General features: G+C 71.8%; 13 protein-coding genes and 1 tRNA gene. 6 read left to right on the plus strand and 8 right to left on the minus strand.

Annotation, left to right across the window (positions count from 1 at the left end; all coding sequences use genetic code 11):
- Positions 1–96: 96 nt before the first annotated feature.
- Positions 97–1164 (minus strand): cytochrome P450, encoded by a 1068-nt coding sequence (locus ACP4IX_RS21910; RefSeq protein WP_426556437.1) that lies wholly within the window; start codon positions 1162–1164, stop codon positions 97–99.
- 270 nt (positions 1165–1434) lie between these two features.
- Between ACP4IX_RS21910 and ACP4IX_RS21915 the strand changes: the two genes are divergently transcribed.
- Complete coding sequence (locus ACP4IX_RS21915; protein WP_426556438.1) at positions 1435–2238, plus strand: alpha/beta fold hydrolase; 804 nt, start codon at positions 1435–1437, stop codon at positions 2236–2238.
- Positions 2239–2369: 131 nt separating this feature from the next.
- On the opposite strand, the gene ACP4IX_RS21920 is transcribed toward ACP4IX_RS21915, so the two are convergent.
- Together ACP4IX_RS21920 and ACP4IX_RS21925 are read right to left on the minus strand one after the other, a co-directional pair.
- Positions 2370–3389 (minus strand): streptomycin biosynthesis protein, encoded by a 1020-nt coding sequence (locus ACP4IX_RS21920; protein ID WP_426556439.1) that lies wholly within the window; start codon positions 3387–3389, stop codon positions 2370–2372.
- A 646-nt stretch (positions 3390–4035) separates the two neighbouring features.
- Positions 4036–4323 (minus strand): hypothetical protein, encoded by a 288-nt coding sequence (locus ACP4IX_RS21925; protein ID WP_426556440.1) that lies wholly within the window; start codon positions 4321–4323, stop codon positions 4036–4038.
- A 297-nt stretch (positions 4324–4620) separates the two neighbouring features.
- On the opposite strand from ACP4IX_RS21925, the gene ACP4IX_RS21930 reads away from it, so the two are divergent.
- The 3 genes from ACP4IX_RS21930 to ACP4IX_RS21940 all read left to right on the plus strand — a co-directional run bounded on the left by ACP4IX_RS21930 (position 4621) and on the right by ACP4IX_RS21940 (position 8163).
- Entirely contained in the window at positions 4621–5799 is a 1179-nt protein-coding gene (locus ACP4IX_RS21930; RefSeq protein WP_426521970.1) for a TetR family transcriptional regulator, read from the plus strand.
- Positions 5796–6428, plus strand: a complete 633-nt coding sequence (locus ACP4IX_RS21935; RefSeq protein ID WP_426521969.1) for a transcriptional regulator — start codon at positions 5796–5798, stop codon at positions 6426–6428. Before ACP4IX_RS21930 ends, ACP4IX_RS21935 begins: the two co-directional genes overlap by 4 nt.
- A 79-nt stretch (positions 6429–6507) precedes the next feature.
- Positions 6508–8163 carry a pyruvate, phosphate dikinase gene (locus tag ACP4IX_RS21940; RefSeq protein WP_426556441.1) on the plus strand — a complete coding sequence of 552 codons (1656 nt, stop codon included), beginning with the start codon at positions 6508–6510 and terminating at the stop codon, positions 8161–8163.
- Positions 8164–8430: 267 nt separating this feature from the next.
- Here ACP4IX_RS21940 and ACP4IX_RS21945 read toward each other — a convergent pair.
- Both ACP4IX_RS21945 and ACP4IX_RS21950 read right to left on the minus strand, forming a co-directional pair.
- Positions 8431–8504, minus strand: a tRNA-Pro gene (locus ACP4IX_RS21945).
- A gap of 258 nt (positions 8505–8762) precedes the next feature.
- Entirely contained in the window at positions 8763–9608 is an 846-nt protein-coding gene (locus ACP4IX_RS21950; RefSeq protein ID WP_426556442.1) for a glycoside hydrolase family 75 protein, read from the minus strand.
- A gap of 400 nt (positions 9609–10008) precedes the next feature.
- Between ACP4IX_RS21950 and ACP4IX_RS21955 the strand changes: the two genes are divergently transcribed.
- Positions 10009–11013, plus strand: a complete 1005-nt coding sequence (locus ACP4IX_RS21955; RefSeq protein WP_426521966.1) for a fibronectin type III domain-containing protein — start codon at positions 10009–10011, stop codon at positions 11011–11013.
- 169 nt (positions 11014–11182) lie between these two features.
- A complete protein-coding gene (locus ACP4IX_RS21960) occupies positions 11183–11734 on the plus strand; it encodes a hypothetical protein (RefSeq protein WP_426521965.1) in 552 nt (183 codons plus the stop codon).
- A 145-nt stretch (positions 11735–11879) separates the two neighbouring features.
- Here ACP4IX_RS21960 and ACP4IX_RS21965 read toward each other — a convergent pair whose 3' ends face one another.
- From ACP4IX_RS21965 to ACP4IX_RS21975, 3 genes are all read right to left on the minus strand, one after another.
- Positions 11880–12428 carry a PadR family transcriptional regulator gene (locus tag ACP4IX_RS21965; RefSeq protein WP_426521964.1) on the minus strand — a complete coding sequence of 183 codons (549 nt, stop codon included), beginning with the start codon at positions 12426–12428 and terminating at the stop codon, positions 11880–11882.
- 73 nt (positions 12429–12501) lie between these two features.
- Positions 12502–14517, minus strand: a complete 2016-nt coding sequence (locus ACP4IX_RS21970) for an FAD-dependent oxidoreductase (protein WP_426556443.1) — start codon at positions 14515–14517, stop codon at positions 12502–12504.
- Positions 14518–14630: 113 nt separating this feature from the next.
- Positions 14631–14999, minus strand: a complete 369-nt coding sequence (locus tag ACP4IX_RS21975; RefSeq protein ID WP_426521962.1) for a hypothetical protein — start codon at positions 14997–14999, stop codon at positions 14631–14633.
- Positions 15000–15213: the final 214 nt, after the last annotated feature.

The following is a 15213-nucleotide window of genomic DNA, read 5'->3' on the forward strand; positions in this document are numbered from 1 at the left end:
CGGTCCCCTGCCCCTTCTGATCCCACTGGTTCCTGCCGGTACTTCTGTTTTCTGTCGGTTCTCGAGGCTCCGTGTCCTACGGGTGCCGCCGACGGCTCACCACGTCACCCGCAAGGAGCTGAGGCCCCGGGTGATCAGTCCGTCCTTCCACACGACGGCGGGTGCCGCGGGCCCGGCCTCGGCCAGCCGCAGTCCGGGAAAGAACTCGAACAGTTCAAGGAGCGCCGTCCGCACCTGGAGCCGCGCCAGGGGCGCTCCGAGACAGCGGTGTATGCCGTGTCCGAAGGTCAGGTGGGCCGAGGGCCTGTCGTCCCGCAGGAGTTCCGGTTCGGTGAATACCTTGTCGTCGCGATTTCCGTGCAGCAAGGAGACGACCACCGCTTCTCCCGCCCGCACCCGGATATCACCGAGTTCGATGTCCTCGAGAGCCACTCGCGGGAAACTGATCGCCGTCGACGGGGTGAGACGGAGTAATTCTTCGACCAGTGCGTCCGCCCGCGCATCGTCCTTGACGAATTCCCGGGGAATGTCCTGCTGGAGCACGGCAAGTGCGGCGAGGCCGATCTGCCCGACCGTCGTCTCGTAGCCGGCGGTGAGCAGCGCGAGGCCGAGACTGACGAGTTCCGCCTGGGAGAGGGCGTCGCCGTCGTGGGCCCGGATGAGGTCGGTGAGGAGGTCGTCGTCGTCCCGCAGTCGCTTGCGGTCGATCAGGGTGGACATGTAGTCGACCAGCTGGAGCCGCTGCCGGCTCTTGTCCAGATCGCTGCTGGCGGTGATGTCGAAGAGCACCTCCACCCAGGAGCCGAAGATCTCCCGGTCCTCGACGGGCACTCCGAGCAGGGTGCCCAATACGGCCACCGGCAGTGGTTCGGCGAAGGAGGACACCAGGTCGGCGGGGCTGTCGAGGTGGCTCATGCCGGCCAGCAGACCGGTTGCCGTCCGCCGCACCAGCGGGGCCATACCGGTCATCTTGCCCGTGGTGAAGGCGGCCGCGACGATCCTGCGCAGCCGGGCGTGATCGGTGCCGTCCAGGCTCATCATCGATGTGGGGGACGGGGCCGCCGAGTTCAGCCGTGGGGCGCCCGGTGCCACCGCGGCGGCCCTGCTGAACCGCCGGTCGGACAGCACCCGGCGTCCCAGGGCGTAGTCGCTCACCAACCACATCTCGTCACCGGGCGGCGTTCGTATTCGCTTTACCGGCACGGCGTCGGCACCGGTCATGAATTCCGGTAACGGACCCAGGTGTTGTGGACGCAGTACGGCGGACAATATGACCCCTCGCCTCTTCTTCAGGAACCGGCCCGGCGACCGACTCGCCTGTTCCGTGCGATATTTGGTGGCCCCGGTCCGGACGTCAGAGTAGCCGCGCACACGAGATGTGACCACGAACGCTCGCAAAGCCTGATCGAGTACGACGAGTACGAGAGGTGACCCATGGATATCGCGACCGAGCAGGGCACATTCAGCACAGGCCTGCCCCATCTCGCCTTCGGTTCCGGAAAGCCGCTGGTGTGCCTGTCCGGATTCACGATGACGCATACGGTGCCGCCGCCCGGTGCGCAGCGGCGCCGAGCGGCCCGGCTGGTGGCGCCGTTCGTCGCCGCCGGGTACGAGGTCTTCTGGACCAACCGTCGCCCCGGCATGCCGGTCGGCACGACGATCGGTGAGCTGGCCGCCGAACACGCCGAGGCACTGCGCGCGCGGTTCCCCGGCCCCGTGCCCGTGCTCGGACACGGGACCGGCGGCTCGATCGCCCTGCAACTGGCGGTCGACCACCCCGACGTGGTCGACCGGCTGGTCCTGGCCTCCGCCGCGTACGCCCTGGGGCCGGTCGGCCGGCGCTTTCACCGGGATCTGATCGCGGCGGCCGAACGGGGCCGCTCCGGCATGCATCGAGCGGCCCCCGCCCTCACCCGCAACCCGGTGCTGCAACGTCTGCTGATGGTGCCGCTGTGGCTGGCGGGACGCCTGAATCCGCCGCCACGCGATCCCTCGGACATGAGGGCGACGCTGCTGGCCGAGGACGGCTTCGATGTGCGAGACCGGCTGGCCGAGGTCGGTGCGCCCACCCTGGTGGTGTGCGGTGGCCGCGACCACTTGTGGCCGCGGGAGATGTTCGACGAGACCGCGGCGGGGATACCGGGCGCCCGGCTGGTGCGGTACCCCCGCCGTGGTCACAACGTCCTGGGTGCGCCGGAGTTCGCCCGCGACGTCCGCGCGTTCCTCGACGCGTCCTGAGCGCGGCGACTACCTACGAGCCGTACGCACGACCCGTACGCACGCCGGGACACGGCCGCACCGCGCGGCCGTGTCCCGGCGCCGCTCCCCACTCGCCGTCCGGTTCGCGGACAGCGGCCCGGGGAACCGGTTCACCCCGCCTCGGTCGAGGTCTCGGCCGTCCGTTCCGACAGCCGGTCCGCGAGGCACTGCCACGCGGTGGCGCACTCCCGGGCGAGGCGGGCCACCACCTCCTGGCGGTGGGGCGGCACCGCCTCCACGATGCGGGCCCATCCGTCCGCGTCCACCGAGCAGACCCGCAGCGCGCGCAGCAGGATCTTGCCGGCCATGGTGAGCCGCAAAGAGGGGTCTTTGCTGAGGCTCACCAACAGGACGTCGCTGGCCGGGCCGTCGGGCCGGAAGGAGCGCCGGACCATCGCTCCCGAAGGGCTCTCCCGTGCCACGGCCTGCCGTTGTTGCGGCGTGACCAGCGGCTCCCCCCGGTTGAGACGGGCCCGGACATCGCTGGCGGTGGCCGCGGAGATCCCCGCGAGCCTGGCTATCTCGCGCAGCGAGGCCTCCGGGTTGGCTCTCATCAACTCCCCCGCGCGCAGCCGTCCCTCGGCTCCGTTGCGGGGGCGCACCCGTCCGTCCCGGCCGATGCTGGCGTTCGGCTGCTCATTTTGCGCAGTCGAACGCTGCCGTACGGCCCCCACCGTGTTCGCGGCCAGCCCCACGACCTCGGCGATCCTGCGGTCGGACCACTGGGGGTGCGAGGCGACGATCCGGGCCGCGGCGGCCTTGCGGTCGGAGAGCGAAAGCGGCAGTCCGTGCTCGCTGTTGAGCTGGACCGCAAGGACGAAGGCGTCCGCCTCCGCGCCGTCGAAGTAGCGGACCATGATGTGGTCGTCGCCGCGCAGGAGTGCGGCGCGCAGTCGGTGCGCGCCGTCGATGACGCGCATCGTGGGCCGGTGCACCACTATGGGCGGGAGCGGTGTGTGCAGCGCCGCCAGCAGTTGGACGTGCTCCGCGTCCTCCCCGCCGGTGCGGGGACCGCCCGACGTCTGCAGGGCTTCGACGGGCACGCTCTCGCCGGCCGGTGGCGGCGCGCCCCCGGCGACCGAAGCCGTGCCCCTCCCGCCGCCCCGTCCCTGGACGTCAACACCGGTCACCTCCGCCGTCCGAACGGCATGGGCTTTTAACCTACCGATCATTGATTAATCACCTCGGGGTGCGTGGTTGGGGGCCGGAAGGCGATCGTGCGTCGGTGGAAATGGGCAGCCTGGTAGGGCCGCTTCTGCTGTGACAGGTGCTTCCGGTGTGGCTCAGCGGCGCGTCGTGCCGAGCGGGCGGAGGCGATAAGTCGATAGAGCGTTCACGGTTCGGCGACGGGCCCGGGCGCCGTGAAGGCGCACCGCTTCACTTTCCCTCAGGCCGTTTCGGCGTCATTTCGCCGCGATAATCGCCCACACAGGAAGAAGACTGAGGTCATCTCGTGACGGTAGAAATAAATCGCAGTCCGCACAGCCATCGCATACGAACATCGCCCCCCCGTTGCAGAATATCCCCGTCCATCGGATTCCTTGTTCACCCTTCGATCAGGGAGCACCGTGACGCTGCGCAAATTTGATCGCTTTCGGCCGATGCCTGTCAAGACGAAGAGTCTGTACAGAGCATTCGGCAGGCCCCTCGCCAACTGATGGTTTGAACCGGCGCGGACGCCTCGGAAGCCTGATACCGCACGGATGGAGCGGCGGCGACGGGGAGTGAAACGGATGCATCGCCCCCGATGGTCCGGGACGGCGAAACATACGGTCATCACGTACGGAAGGTGGTGTTCCGATCTCGGCGGCGCACCTCGGCGAGCAGATCCGGCCAGTCGAACCGGACGCCGCCGTGGGACCGTTGGAGGCGGCGCAGCAAACGCCGGCGCGCCAGCCGGAATGACATTGCGCACACCAGCAGCGCAATTCCGGGCGCGACCGCCATGAACGAAAACCCGAAAGCGTAACGGGGGTGCGGTCTGTACGCGCCCAGGACGGCGCAGCGGGCAATGTCCTCGATCTCGTCGCGGCTGAGGCATTCATAAGATGCTCGTTCACCCATCGCCCGAGCATCCCAACCCGCGATAAATCGGGCAAGAATTCATCCAGAACCATTCGGCGGGAGGGCGCTCCGGGAGCCGCGGAAACCAGTTGCCGAGAATTAAACATCCGATTTTCCGGCCGACCCCGGGGGTCGCTCTGTCGACTTCGCCCGTCGCCCCGCGCCGCACCGTCCGGCACTCGGATGGTCTCACCATCGGGATGTTCGGTGTATCTTGAGTCGTGAGCGGAGACGCTCGCTCGAACAGCTGAACTGACGGCACGCACGTCGTTGACGTACGAACGGAAGGGGTTGCGGATGGTCCGGTTGACACGGGCTCAACAGCAGGAACGCACCCGCGCCGCCGTGCTGACCGCGGCGAGGGCCGAGTTCACCGAGCGGGGATACGTCACGGCGAAGGTGGACCGCATCGCCGAGCGGGCCGAACTGACGCGTGGCGCGGTGTACTCGAACTTCCCGAGCAAACGCGCCCTCTATCTGGCCGTGCTGATCGACATGGTGGAGCGCGCCGCCGCGGAGCACGGCGCCGTCGGCGGGATCCGTCCCTCGGCCGCGCGCCAGGCGGGCGGGCGGGCGCGTGCCCGGACCTCCACCGCCGAGGCCCTGGGGGCCTTCGCCCGCGTCTGGCTCGAACGGCTGCCGCTGGCCGACCGAAGCCCGTCCGCCGGCCGGGCGCACCTGGGCTCACTGACCGAGGTGCTCGACGAGGAACCGATCCGTGCCGCGTTCGGCCAAGTGACCCGCCTGGAGGCGCTGTTGCTGGCGCTCGCGCTGGAGTCACTGGAGTCTCGTGCCGGTACCGGCACGCCGCCCGCGCGACAGGTACGGCGGGCTCAGCTGGTCCTGCGGCTGCTGGACGGTCCGGGCGCCTCGGCGGATCCGGCCCTCGGATTCGGTGACCCCTTCGACATCGCACAGGCCTGCGCACATCTGGGCGGGCTCGCCCTCGCCGACACCTGGAACCCCCCGCACCTGCCCTACGTCCCGCCCGCGCGGGCCTGCCGGGACCGCTGGGAGCCGCCGCGTGAGCTGCGGGACCTGCTCAGCCGGCGCATGGTCGGCTTCACCGAGGGCGGCGTGATCACGGTCCTGGGCACCCACCGTCTCGAAGCCGCGGAAGAGGCCGTCCGCAGCGCGCGGGCCGGTGATCTGGTGACCGTGGCCGTCACCACGTCCGACCCCGCCGAGATCGGACGCCTCGTCCAACTGAGGATCGGCGACTTCGCCCGCTGCCTGTGGCGCGCGTTCGACCCCGACAGCCGGCCGCGCCTGCGCCTCGTCCTCGACGAGCGCGGCCTGCTGGCGTCGGCCGTCGGCGTACCGGACGCCGACGACTCCACCGAGTACGCGGTCCGCGTACGGCACGACACGATCGTCACCCGAGCCCAAGGACCAGGGGCCGCGCATGCCGCGGCCACCCACGACCTCACCACCGCAGACGTTTCCCACACCACACCCGATGGGGCCGCACCATGACCCAACCCGTTTCGTCCCACGCCACCAGCACCGATCTGCTGGTGCTCCACGCCCTTCGCTGCATCGGCTTCTCGGGCCTGTCCGCAGTGGCCGGGGCGACAGGACTGCCCGAGTCCGACGTCGAGTCGGAACTGATCGACCTCGCCGTCGCCGGACTCGTCACGCGTACCGCGGGCGACTTCGGCGGCTGGGGTCTCACGGACGCAGGCCGTGCCGCGGACGCCGAGCGGATCGCCGAAGAGGTGGAGACGGCCGGTGTACGACCGGCTCTGACCGCTGCCTTCGACCGGTTCCTCGTCCTCAACCCCGAACTCCTCGACCTCTGCACGGCATGGCAGACCCGCACCGTCAACGGCGCCATGACGATGAACGACCACAGCGACTCCTCCTACGACGCCCGTGTCCTCGACCGGTTCACGGAGTTCCACCAGCGTGCCGAGCCCCTGTGCGCGGAGCTGTCCGCGGCCCTGCTCCGGTTTGGGCGCTATCCGGTCCGGCTCGCGGACGCGCTCGCCCGTGCGAGGTCCGGCGCGCTGGAGTACGTGACGGACAGCACCGCCTCTTACCACACCGTGTGGTTCCAGCTGCACGAGGACCTGCTGGCCACGCTCGGCCTCCCACGCCACTGAACCCACCGGCCGCCGTCCGTGGCACCCCCCCTCTCCCCCGCAGCCGAAGCAGCAGAGGCGACGCAGAGATGACAACGCGATGACCTTTATTCACCCGCTCTCGGCGGAAGTCGAGGAGACCGTGGATGTCCTCGGCGGCAAAGCGCACGGGCTCGTCGTGCTCCGACGTCTGGGGCTGCCCGTGCCACCGGGGTTCGTCATCGGTACGGAGGCTTGCCGTGCCTACCTCCGTACCGGGCGGCTGCCCGACGGCCTCGTCACTGAGCTCGCGGCCGCCGTAGCCGAGTTGGAGGCCGCCACGCACCGCGAGCTCGGCGGCTTCGAGCGTCCGCTGGCGGTGTCGGTCCGCTCCGGCGGCAAGGTGTCGATGCCCGGCATGATGAGCACCGTCCTCAACCTCGGGCTCACCTCCGGGGCGACGGCCGCGCTGGCCGAGGAGATGGGCGACCCGCGTTTCGCGCTGGACTCGCGGCTGCGGTTCCTGACCAGCTTCGCCTCCCAGGTCGTCGGCGTGGGCCAGGAGAGCCTGGCGAGCGTGGACCGGGCGATCGCCGGGCGCAACGGCGACCCGAGCGCCTTCGAGGCGGCGATCCGCGAGGTCGAGCGGCTCATCCGCGAGCACAGTGGCGAGCCCGTTCCCGAGGACGCGGCCCGGCAGTTGGAGCTCGCCGTCGAGGCGGTGTTCTCGTCCTGGGACACTCCGCGCGCCAAGACCTACCGCGCCCTGCACGACATCCCCGGCGACCTCGGCACGGCCGTGACCGTCCAGGCGATGGTGTTCGGCAACCGCGACGAGCACAGCGGTACGGGTGTCGCCTTCAGCCGTGACCCCAATACGGGTGAGCAAGTCCCGTTCGGTGAGGTGCTGTTCGGCCGCCAGGGCGAGGACGTCGTCTCCGGCAGCTCGGTGACCGGAGCCCTGCACGAGCTGGCCGACCGGGAACCCTCCGTATGGGCCCGCCTGTTGTCCGCCCTGGACCAGCTGGAGGCGCACTACCGCGACGCGTGCTATGTCGAGTTCACCTTCGAGGCGGGCGAGTTGTGGATCCTCCAGGTGCGTCCCGGGCGATTCGTCGGGCGTGCCGCGGTACGGGTCGCGGTCGACCTCGCCGAGGCGGGGGCGATCGGGCGTGACGAGGCGCTGTTGCGCGTCTCCCCGCAGCACCTCGCCCAGGTGCGGACGCCGCGGATCACGGCGATCGACCCCCGGGACGTCTTCACCCGGGGGCTCGGAGCCTCTCCGGGAGTCGCCGTCGGCCGGGTGGCGACCACCGCCGACAGCGCGGCGCGGCTGGCGGCGGGCGGACCGGTCGTCCTGCTGCGCCCGGAGACCTCCCCGCTCGACATGCACGGCCTGGCGGCTGCGACCGGGGTCGTCACCGCACGCGGCGGGCCGACCAGCCACGCGGCCGTGGTGGCGCGGGCCATGGGAAAGCCCGCCGTCGTGGGGGCCACGGGCCTCACCGTCGACGCCGCCGACGGCTGCGTCCGGGCGGGTGGGCGCACCCTGCCCGAGGGCACGCTCATCGCTGTCGACGGAACGGGCGGCGAAGTCGTCGTGGGTGAGCCTCGCATCGTCGCGGACGCGACCGACCCTCACCTCCACCAGCTGCTCGGCTGGGCGGACGACGTCGCGAGCGGCGCCGACGGCGACCGTGACGAGACGGAACGCCTGTCCTCGGCGCAGGCCGTCCTGCGTGGTGCCGACCGGGGGACGCCCAGCCGGCCCAACTGACCCAGCTGACCCCGCGGGCTCCCGTCAGAACACGGCATTGGTACAGACATCTGAAAGAAGCATGCCCCGGCGGGGCGCCGGTCGGCCTCCCGGGGCGGCACTCTCCGCCCACCTGAGCGTGCTGCGCTCACCGCGCTCGCTGCCGAGCCCGATCGTCGTGAGCCGCTGACCTCGGTCGAGGACGCCGGCCCCCGACTGGCCCCAAGAATGACCAAGGGACGGTTTCGGATGCCTCCGAAACCGTCCCTGACCCGCGACTGTCTCCAGTCGGGACGACAGGATTTGAACCTGCGACCCCTTGACCCCCAGTCAAGTGCGCTACCAAGCTGCGCCACGTCCCGGTGCGCGTCCCACGTTCCGTGCGATCGCGCAGGTCAACCTTACCTCATCCGCGCGGTGGGGCGGAGCCGCCGGCCGTCTCCTCCCGCAGCGGCCGGCGACGTACCTGTGGCGTCCTCCACTGGGTGTCCGCGTGCCGGTTCGAGCACCTCGCGCCCGCCGGCCGCTCCGGCGACCACCTCGGCGCCGGGCGCGGCCTTGTGTTCCACTGTCAGCAGCGGCTGCCCGGGGGCACTCGCCGCGCACCGCGCGGCGGTGGTTCAGTCGCCCACGAACTCCCGCGCCAGCCGCTCCCCCGTCTCCTCGGCGGCGGCCCCGTCCTCGATGGGCTCCACCTCACTGTCCTTGAAGACGATGTACGTCACGCCGGATGCGACACCGCCGCCGTGCGGGTCGGCCGGGATGCCGAGCGACTGCGCGGCGGCGTAGGAGGCCTCGCCGATGAGGTCGCGAGGGCCGATGTCACCGACGACCGCGTACCGCACCCGGTCCCCGTGGACGACGGCCGCGACCGATCCGCCGTGGACGTCGTGCTCGCGGTGGTCCCAGATGCCGCTGGGCTGGGGCACGACCACATAGGGCAGGCGTTCGGCGTCCAGTGGGCGGCCGTCCGATCCGGTGTAGGCGGTGGCGGGGGTGAAGTGCGGGTCGGTGCCGCTGTTGCAGCGGTCGCCGGGCCGGCCGTCGCAGTCGACGTCCAGGTCGGCCTTCCAGTACACGGCGTCGTCCGTACCGCAGACCGGGATGTCCGCCGACGCTCCGGCGTCGGTGCGGTAGCGCCCGTGCGAGACGGGGTCGCAGCCCCGCACCTTGGCCAGCAGCTCTTCGGCGCGGACGGGCCGCTCACGCCCGCTCTCCCGCCGCGGGGCCCCGGCCTCGGTGCCGGGCCCGGTCCGGGACGGCGGTACGGGCCCGGCCTGGGGCCGCGGAACCGGTCCCGTCCGGTGACCGGACCTGCCCGCCCGGACCGGGTCGGGCTGGGGCTGGGGGTCGGGCCGCAGCTGGGCCTGGGAGCCGGAGCGGGGCTGGGGCGAGGCGCCGGGGAAGGTCGTGGGGGCGAGCAGGGCGGCGCTGGCCGCGACCAGTGTCAGCGACTGGACACGCACGTTGTGGCCTCTCCTGGGGGACATGGGCGGTCACTCGGCCTCATCTGTCCCCGAATCGCTCCCGCGGCCACCAGTTTGTGGGCCAGACGATGCACGCCCGGATGGCGTCGGGCGCGGTGTGCGGTGCGCGTCCGGTCACGCGACCGGGGGCGGGCAGGCCGGGCCTGTACCGGCTCCGGCCCGCCCGGCCGCCCACGCCGGCGCGGCTTCAGCGACGACAGCGGTCCGCGCCACCGGCCCGAACTCCCCGGCGCCTCCGGGGATTCGGCCGCGAGCAGAGTCAGCATACGTAACGCTCCCGGGTGGTCACCAACGACCGCCCCCTTGATGTGGTCGCGTCACGAGCGTCATATTGGTCCGGACCATTGCCGTCACATCCGAGCCACCCGGAGGCAGCGCCGTGCGACACGTTCCCGCCCCCGCCGTTCCCTCCTTCGCCTCCGTCGTGCGCCGCTGCGTCCTGGCCTGCGGAGCACTCGCCCTGATCACGTCCTGCGGCTGGGGCGTGGGGGACGACGGCAGCGACGGGGGCGGGCTGCCCGGGGCGCCGACGGGTGTGACCGCGGAGGCGGGCAGCGCCACGACCGTGCACGTGATGTGGAACGCGGCCGGCGGTGTCAAGACGTACGAGGTCTATCGCGACGGCACGTTGGTGAAGCGGGTGCCGGCTTCCGAGCGCATGGTGGACGTCACCCGGCTGCACCCCTCGAAGGCCTACGCCTTCACCGTGCGGGCACGCGACGCGGACGGGCGGCTCGGCCCCCGCAGCCGGGAGGTGCGGGCGACGACCCCCGCGGCAGTCTCCGACGACGCGGCCCCGACCCGCCCGCGGGGCGCCCACGGCCGGGCGACGGGCAGCCGGTCGGTCCGGCTCACCTGGTCCGCCGCGACCGACGACCGCGGTGTGGTGTCGTACGACGTCCACCAGGGCGGCACCAAGGTCCACAGTGTCGGCGGCGGGCAGACGGCGGCCGTCCTCACCGGGCTGCGCGCGGGTACCCGCTACTCCTTCACGGTCCGGGCGCGGGACGCCGCGGGCAACGTGTCCCCCGCGAGCACCACCGTCCGGCTCACCACCCCGGGCACCGACGACGGGGGCGCCACCGCGCCCACCGCCCTGCGCGCGGCCTCCCACCACGCCGACGGGGCGTACTACATCGACCTCACCTGGGTCCCGCCGCGCACGGACGGCGTGATCACCGAGTACCAGATCCACCTGGACGGCCGTCCGGCGACCTCACTCGTCTACGGCGGCGACGCGCCGCGCGAGAGGGCCGAGTACAGCTTCTACGCGGGGAGCCAGGCCGGTGTCACGCACCGGGTGCGGGTCCGGGCCCGGCTGTCCGACGGCACCTGGGGCGGCCTCTCGGACGAGCGGAAGGTGACCACGGGCGACGGCGGGTGACGTCCCGGCAGTGGCGCGCGGGGCCGGTCGGCGTGTCACCTGGGCGGTCGCGCTCGGCATGCGGGCGCGGCCGCCGCCCTGTTGGCTGCCCCTGGGACAGCACGGGCCGTTCCCGATCTCGGCGGCGCAAGGGATGTACCGCCGACCGTGCTGCCGGAGGGCAGTCCACATGCGCATCTCATCGCCACTTCTCCGCTCCGGCCTGACCGTGGCAGCGGCTGCCGCGCTGCCCGTCGTCCTGGCTTCCGGGCCGGCGCACGCGGGCCCGGGAATCTCCGTGAGCACCACCGGGACCACGGTGTCGGTCACGACCACCGCGTGCGCCCAGCTGGGCGGCAGCTGGGGCACCGCGTCGCTGATCACCGGCAGCCAGGGGGACTTCGCCCAGGGGCGCCAGGTGGCGCTGTCCGGAACGAGCTCGGGGCAGTCCGCCAGCTGGTCCGGCATCGGCCCGGGCACCTACACGGTCATCGTCATGTGCTCCAACAACAGCACCGCCGGCACCCAGACCGTCATCGTCTCCGCGGCGCCCTCGCCTTCGCCCAGCCGCTCCCCGTCCCCCTCTCCCTCCGCGTCACCACGCGGTGTCACGGGCGGCCTCGGCGGAGCCGTCGAGGACTACGGCACGACCACCCTCGTGGCGGGCGGCGCGCTGGCCGGCACGGGCGTCATCGCCGCGGCGTGGTTCCTGCGCCGCCGCCGCAAGCCGTACCGGTTCTGACCGGACCGCTCCGGCGCCGTCAGGCCGGCTCGGGTGTTTGAGTGCTCCGTCGGCACTGTCCGCCGAGTCCGACGCCTCGCCGGAGGCGGCGGCCAAGGAGGCGGGTGCGGGAGCCGGCACTCAGTCACGGCACTTCCCCACTCAGTCACGGCTCGTCACCCGGCAGCTCGGCGAACTCCGCCAGGGCGTGCCTGAGCCACTGGGTCCAGAAGGTCTCCAGGTCGATGCCGGCGCGCAGCACCAGGTGCCGGAGCCGGTCCTCGGCGCTGTCCCTCCCGGGCGGGAAGTCCCGCTTCTCGATCTCCACGTACTCGCTCAACTGCCGCTCGTGGAGCTCCAGATGGCGTCGCAGGTCCGCCTCGATACCGGTGGTGCCGACCACCGCGGCGGCACGCAGCCTGAGCAGCATCGTGTCCCGCAAGGGCTTGGGATCCTGTGCTGCGGCGGCCCAGCGGGCCAGTTCGTCCCGACCCGCCGGCAGAACCTCGTAGGACTTCTTCTGCCCGCGGGCCGGCTGCTCTCCGGGAAGCGCGCGGATCAGGCCCGCCGCCTCCAGTTTTCCCAGTTCACGATAGATCTGCTGGTGTGTCGCCGACCAGAAGTAGCCGATCGACCTGTCGAACCGGCGGGTCAGCTCCAGCCCGGACGACGGCTTTTCGACCAGGGCGGTGAGGATCGCGTGCGGCAGTGACATGCGCTCATCCTAGGGACAGCCCCCGAGCCTCCCGGCCCGCGCGTCCCCTGCACCTGCAGCGCCGCCGCACCCTCTAGAGCGCCGCCGCCAGCTCGGTGCCCTGCTTGATGGCGCGCTTGGCGTCCAGCTCGGCGGCCACGTCGGCGCCGCCGATGAGGTGCGCGCTGCGCCCGGCGGCGACCAGGTCGTCGTACAGACCGCGGCTCGGTTCCTGGCCCGTGCACAGGACGACCGTGTCGACCTCCAGAACCGTGGACTCGTCGCCGATGGTGACGTGGAGACCGGCGTCGTCGATCCGGTCGTAACGCGCTCCCGGGAGCATGGTGACGCCGCGGTGCTTGAGCTCGGTGCGGTGGATCCAGCCGGTGGTCCTGCCGAGGCCGGCGCCGACCTTGGTGGTCTTGCGCTGGAGCAGGTGGACGGTGCGCGGCGGCGCGGGCCGCTCGGGCGCGGCGAGACCTCCGGGGGCGCGGTAGTCCATGTCGACGCCCCAGAGACGGAAATACGTCTCCGGGTCCTCGTGTGCCTTGTCGCCGCCGTCGGTGAGGTACTCGGCGACGTCGAAGCCGATGCCGCCGGCGCCGAGGATCGCGACGCGGTCTCCGACGGGGGCGCCGTCGCGGAGCACGTCGAGGTAGCCGACGACGCTCGGGTGGTCGACACCGGGGATGTCCGGGGTGCGCGGGGTGACGCCGGTGGCGACGACGACCTCGTCGTGGCCGGTGAGGTCGTCGGCTGCGACGCGGGTGTTCAGGCGTACGTCGACGCCGTGCGCCGCCAGTTGGGTACGGAAGTAGCGCAGCGTCTCGTCGAACTCCTGTTTGCCGGGGACCTTGCGGGCGACGTTGAGCTGGCCGCCGGTCTCGCTCGCGGCGTCGTACAGGGTGACCTCGTGGCCGCGCTCGGCGGCGCTCACCGCGCAGGCCAGCCCCGCGGGTCCGGCGCCGACGACCGCGACGCGCTTGCGCCGCCGGGTCGGGGTGAGGACCAGCTCGGTCTCGTGGCAGGCGCGCGGGTTGACCAGGCAGGAGGTGATCTTCCCGCTGAAGGTGTGGTCGAGGCAGGCCTGGTTGCAGCCGATGCAGGTGTTGATCGCCTCGGGGCGGCCGGCCGCGGCCTTGGCGACGAAGTCGGGGTCGGCGAGCATCGGGCGGGCCATCGACACCATGTCGGCCGTGCCCTGGGCGAGCAACCGCTCGGCCACCTCGGGGGTGTTGATGCGGTTGGTGGTGACCAGCGGCACCGTCACCTCGCCCATCAGGCGCTTGGTCACCCAGGTGTAGGCGCCGCGCGGTACGGAGGTGGCGATGGTGGGGATGCGGGCCTCGTGCCAGCCGATGCCGGCGTTGATGATGGTGGCTCCGGCGGCCTCGACGGCCTTGGCGAGGGTGATCACCTCGTCGAGGGTGGAGCCGCCGGGGACCAGGTCGAGCATGGACAGGCGGTAGACGACGATGAAGCCCTCGCCGACCGCCTCGCGCACCCGGCGGACGATCTCGACGGGCAGGCGCATGCGGTTCTCGTACGAGCCGCCCCAGCGGTCGGTGCGGTGGTTGGTGCGGGCGGCGATGAACTCGTTGATGAGGTAGCCCTCGGAGCCCATGATCTCGACGCCGTCGTACCCGGCCTCGCGGGCGAGTCGGGCGGTGCGGACGTAGTCGTCGATGGTGCGCTCGACGTCCGCGTCGGTCAGCTCGCGGGGCACGTGGGGGCTGATCGGGGCCTGGAGGGGGCTCGGGGCGACCAGGTCCGCGTGGTAGGCGTAGCGGCCGAAGTGCAGGATCTGCAGGGCGATCCGGCCGCCTTCGCGGTGCACGGCCTCCGTGACGACCCGGTGCTGGTCCGCCTCCGCCGCGGTGGTGAGCCTGGCCCCGCCCTCGTACGGCCGGCCCTCGTCGTTCGGGGCGATGCCGCCGGTGACGATGAGGCCCACTCCCCCGCGGGCCCGGGCGGCGTAGAAGGCAGCCATGCGCTCGAAGCCGCGCTCGGCCTCTTCCAGGCCGACGTGCATGGAGCCCATCAGGACCCGGTTGGGGAGCGTGGTGAAGCCCAGGTCGAGCGGGCTCAGCAGGTGGGGGTAGCGGCTCATCGGGCCCTCCGTGCGCGGTGTGATGCCTCTGTTGTAGAGGACCGCCGCCCCCTTATGCAACTAGTTGCACAAGAAGGCGGCGCACACCACACCACCACACCGTCGGGCCCAGGTCAGCGGCTCTCCAGCCGTACGTGCAGCTCCCGCTCCTGGTCCCCGGAGGCCGTGCTCAGGTCGTGCACGGTGAACAGGGAGTCCAGCGTGGTGCGGAACCGCTCGATCGCCCAGTAGCCACCCTGCACGTCGGCCTCCACGGACGCCGCGAGCCGGGTGGGGGAGCACTCCCCCCTGGCTTCGGCCACGTCGAAGGTGCCGAGCCACACCGTGGGGCGTACCTCGTCGTAGTCGCGGGGGACCTCGTCCGGGCGCCGGTCGGACGAGAAACACTGGCACAGGGCGTCGAACACGGTGCGGGCGTCCTCCTTGCTGCACCCGCTCAGCTCCACCGAGACGGATTCCGGATGCAGTCGCTCAGCGTCCATCGTGATCGCTCCTCTCGTGGCCCGTACCACCAGAAAAGCACCACCTGCGGCGGAGCACTACCGGCACGGTCCGGCCGTGGCCGTGGCCACGTTGCCAGGCGCGCGAGGGCATGGGCGGGCTCCCAGGTGGGAGGCGGTGAGCATTCCGGCGCACGGTCTGACGCGACGAGACAGTCATGTACAGACCAGCCCCGCCGTGTCCGTGCGGCGGTCA

It is taken from the genome of Streptomyces sp. WG5 (assembly GCF_049974565.1).
Classification (GTDB): Bacteria; Actinomycetota; Actinomycetes; order Streptomycetales; family Streptomycetaceae; genus Streptomyces.